The organism is Halanaerobium sp. (genome assembly GCF_003070835.1).
The window spans coordinates 1-3211 of record NZ_QBLR01000363.1 but is presented as its reverse complement, the minus strand read 5'-3'; the positions used below and the strand labels follow the sequence as shown (position 1 = coordinate 3211).

Here is a 3211-nt window from a genome sequence, read left to right as displayed (position 1 = left end):
TATCCCATATAGTTGTAAAATACTGTATATTTTACTGCGGTATTTAACGGTGGCTGAGGCTCACTGCGGTGAAATCACGGTGGAAAATCGAATAAAATTTGCATCTCAATTGGAGATGATTTACCCTCATAAAAACTTCACTTTGTTCAGTACGTAATGGAGCTTTTCTGGGGGTTTTTGTTAATAATATCTATTATTGGACAATTATCACTATCTTTTGCTTTAATACAATCATCAGTTAGATCGACTAATATATTCTTCATTTGTTCTAAGTCTTTAATCTTATCTTCTATTAATGTTATTTTTTCTTCGGCCATAATTCTCACTTCATGACATGCAGATTTAGAATTTGCCTTTAAAGATAGTAATTCTGATATTTCTTTTAGGGAGAACCCTAATTTTTGAGCTGACTTAATAAACTTAAGGCGTTTCAGGTCTTTTGATGAGTATTGTCTATACCCGGAGCTATTTCTTGGAGGTTCAGGAATTAGTTTTTCCCGTTCATAATAACGAACTGTTTCAACATTTACTCCAGCTTTTTTGGCTAATTTACCAGTGGTCATTTTTTCGATTTTAATCACCTTTCTTTTTTACAACTTTTATATTACAAAAAGATTAACATATTGACAAGAAAAATTCATTAAATCCTTGACTCTGTACCATACTACATGGTTTATAATGAAAGTATAACATTTTAAGGGGAGGAAAGACAAATGGAAGAGATATTATGTCCAGAATGCAGAACAAAAGGAAAAAAAGTTAATATAGTAACAGTAAAAAGCCTGGTTGAGGAAGAAGTTGAAGAGAATGACTCTTATCAAATATGTTTAAATTCTGATTGCGAAGTTGCCTATTTCAATAGTTCTGGAACGATTTACTACAGTAAAGAAGATTTAAAAGTAGCAGTTTGGTATAAAGATTTAGAAGATGATAAGGTTCCAATCTGTTATTGTTCTAATTTAACCAGAGGAGAAATAAAGGAAGCAGTTGCTAAAGGTTATAAAACTACTGCTGAAATAAGAAAATATACCGGGAAATCAATTACAGGAAATTGTTTAACTAAAAATCCGACTGGTAAATGCTGTCATCGGGCGCTGGCTGATGAAATAGCAAGATATTCTAATTAAAATAATTTCTAAACTGATCAGAGTTTAAATATTAAATTTAATAAACTTAGTAAACTGAATAAGGAGGAGATTATTTGTGAAAAATTACGATCTATTTGTTATTGGTTCAGGGATGGCGGGGATGAGTATTGCTCAGAAAGCAGCAGATAAAGGTCTGCAGGTAGCTGTTACTGATGAACTACCTTATGGTGGAACTTGTGCTCTTCGTGGCTGTGATCCAAAAAAAGTATTAATTGGGCCAACTGAGGTTTACTACCATGCTGACCATCTTCTGGGTAAAGGAATTAACGATGTTCCCGAGATAAATTGGGAAGATGTGATGGAATTTAAGCAGAAATTTGTAGATGAAATGCCACCGAAGATCGAGGCCGGTTATGAGAACAAGGGAATTGCTATGTATCATGAAACAGCACGTTTCCTCTCTGAAGACACTCTTCAGGTCGGACAGGAAAAAATTAGAGCCGATAAAATAGCAATTGCCACTGGTGCTAAACCGAGAGAACTTGAATTTCCAGGAGCAGAGTATGCGCAGACCAGCACAGACTTTCTTAATATGAAGGAAATGCCGGATTCTCTACTTTTTATTGGAGGTGGTTATATCGCCTTTGAATTTGCTCATATAGCTGCCCGCTGTGGTGCTGAAGTTACAATTGTCCACCGCAGTCAGACTCCATTGAAAAACTTTGAGCAGGATATTGTTGACCAGCTGGTTAAACCCACTGAAGAGCTAGGGATTAATCTCGTTCTGGAGGCAGAAGTCTGTGGGATTGAGAAATTAAACAATAGCTATCGGGTAAAAGGAGAGACCAGTGGAAAATTTGAATTTTTTGAAGCAGAAATGGTTATTAATTCAGCTGGAAGACCTCCAAAAATCTTTGATCTGGATTTAGAAAAGGCTAATATTTCTTATACTAAAAAAGGAATTGAAGTTAATGAGTACCTTCAGAGCACAACTAATTCTAGAGTTTATGCTGCAGGAGATGCTGCTGACTCTCCTGGACTACCACTGACCCCGGTCGGTGTTCTAGAAGGATATACAGCTGCCAGCAATATAATTAAAGCAGAGCAGAAAGTAGTTAAGTATCCCCCTATGCCAACAGTAGTTTTTACTTTACCAACAATGGCTTCGGTAGGTTTAACAGAAGCAGCAGCTCAAGCAGAAGGCTATAATTATCGTGTTAATTTTAAAGAAGCTAATAATTGGTTTAATGCACGCCGACTGCAGGTGCCGGAGTATGCTTTTAAAACTATTATAGATAAAGAGACTGAGACGGTTTTAGGAGCCCATTTAATTGGCCCAAATGCTGAAGAGATAATTAACCTGTTTGCAGTGTTTATAAAAACAGAGATGAGGGTGACAGAAATCAAGAAAATGATATTTTCTTATCCAACTTTTGCTTCCGACATTTCTTATATGCTGTAAAAGTTAGCAGTTTTAGGATCCGAGTTAAATAATATAGTACTATCAGGTAGATAGATACTTATGGCCTATATTATATCCAAAATCTACTTGACATAATTTGTCCTGAATGTAATTTGTATAAATTTAATTATAGTGATATACTCAAATTACAAAATATCAAAATGTTTGAATATATTTATAAATATGGACATTTTGATAGTGTGTAGTTATAAAAGGGGGTATAAAAGTGGATCATCAAAAAATGCTAGATGATTTTAAGAAACGATTTAAAATATCTTTAGTGATCACAGTACCAATTTTAGTGCTTTCACCTCTGATTCAGAACTTTTTTGGCTACAGTTTTGATTTTGCAGGCAGTAAATATGTGTTATTTGCACTTTCTACATTGATTTTCTTTTATGGTGGTTGGCCATTCTTAAGTGGAATGAAAGATGAGCTGAGTGATAAAAATCCGGGTATGATGACTTTGATTGCTCTTGCAATTTCTGTTGCCTATTTTTACAGTTCAGCTGTTGTTTTTGGTCTGGAAGGAAGATTTTTCTTCTGGGAGCTGGCAACTTTAATTGTAATTATGCTTTTAGGTCACTGGATTGAAATGCGCTCGGTTATGGGAGCCTCTAATGCTTTAGAAGAACTGGCTAAATTAATGCCGGATCAGGCT

Annotated in this window: 3 protein-coding genes and 1 pseudogene; 3 read left to right on the top strand and 1 reads right to left on the bottom strand. The window is 35.1% G+C overall.

Annotated features, from left to right (window positions below; all coding sequences use genetic code 11):
- Positions 1 to 146: 146 nt before the first annotated feature.
- Complete coding sequence (merR, locus tag CI949_RS19035) at positions 147 to 581, bottom strand: Hg(II)-responsive transcriptional regulator (protein ID WP_133505631.1); 435 nt, start codon at positions 579 to 581, stop codon at positions 147 to 149.
- Between the two features lie 132 nt (positions 582 to 713).
- Here merR and CI949_RS19030 point away from each other — a divergent pair, with 132 nt between their 5' ends.
- The 3 genes and pseudogenes from CI949_RS19030 to CI949_RS19020 form a co-directional block, all read left to right on the top strand.
- The gene (locus tag CI949_RS19030; protein WP_073158409.1) at positions 714 to 1127 is read left to right on the top strand and encodes a (2Fe-2S)-binding protein; all 414 of its coding nucleotides are present in this window, start codon (positions 714 to 716) and stop codon (positions 1125 to 1127) included.
- Positions 1128 to 1203: 76 nt separating this feature from the next.
- Entirely contained in the window at positions 1204 to 2550 is a 1347-nt protein-coding gene (locus CI949_RS19025; RefSeq protein ID WP_073158407.1) for an NAD(P)/FAD-dependent oxidoreductase, read from the top strand.
- Positions 2551 to 2791: 241 nt separating this feature from the next.
- Positions 2792 to 3211, top strand: a pseudogene (locus CI949_RS19020) (heavy metal translocating P-type ATPase); the annotation flags it as partial.

What these genes read in the sequence shown, in the direction of transcription:
- CI949_RS19030 (WP_073158409.1), top strand. Translation starts at nt 714, where the DNA reads ATGGAAGAGATATTATGTCCAGAATGCAGAACAAAAGGAAAAAAAGTT.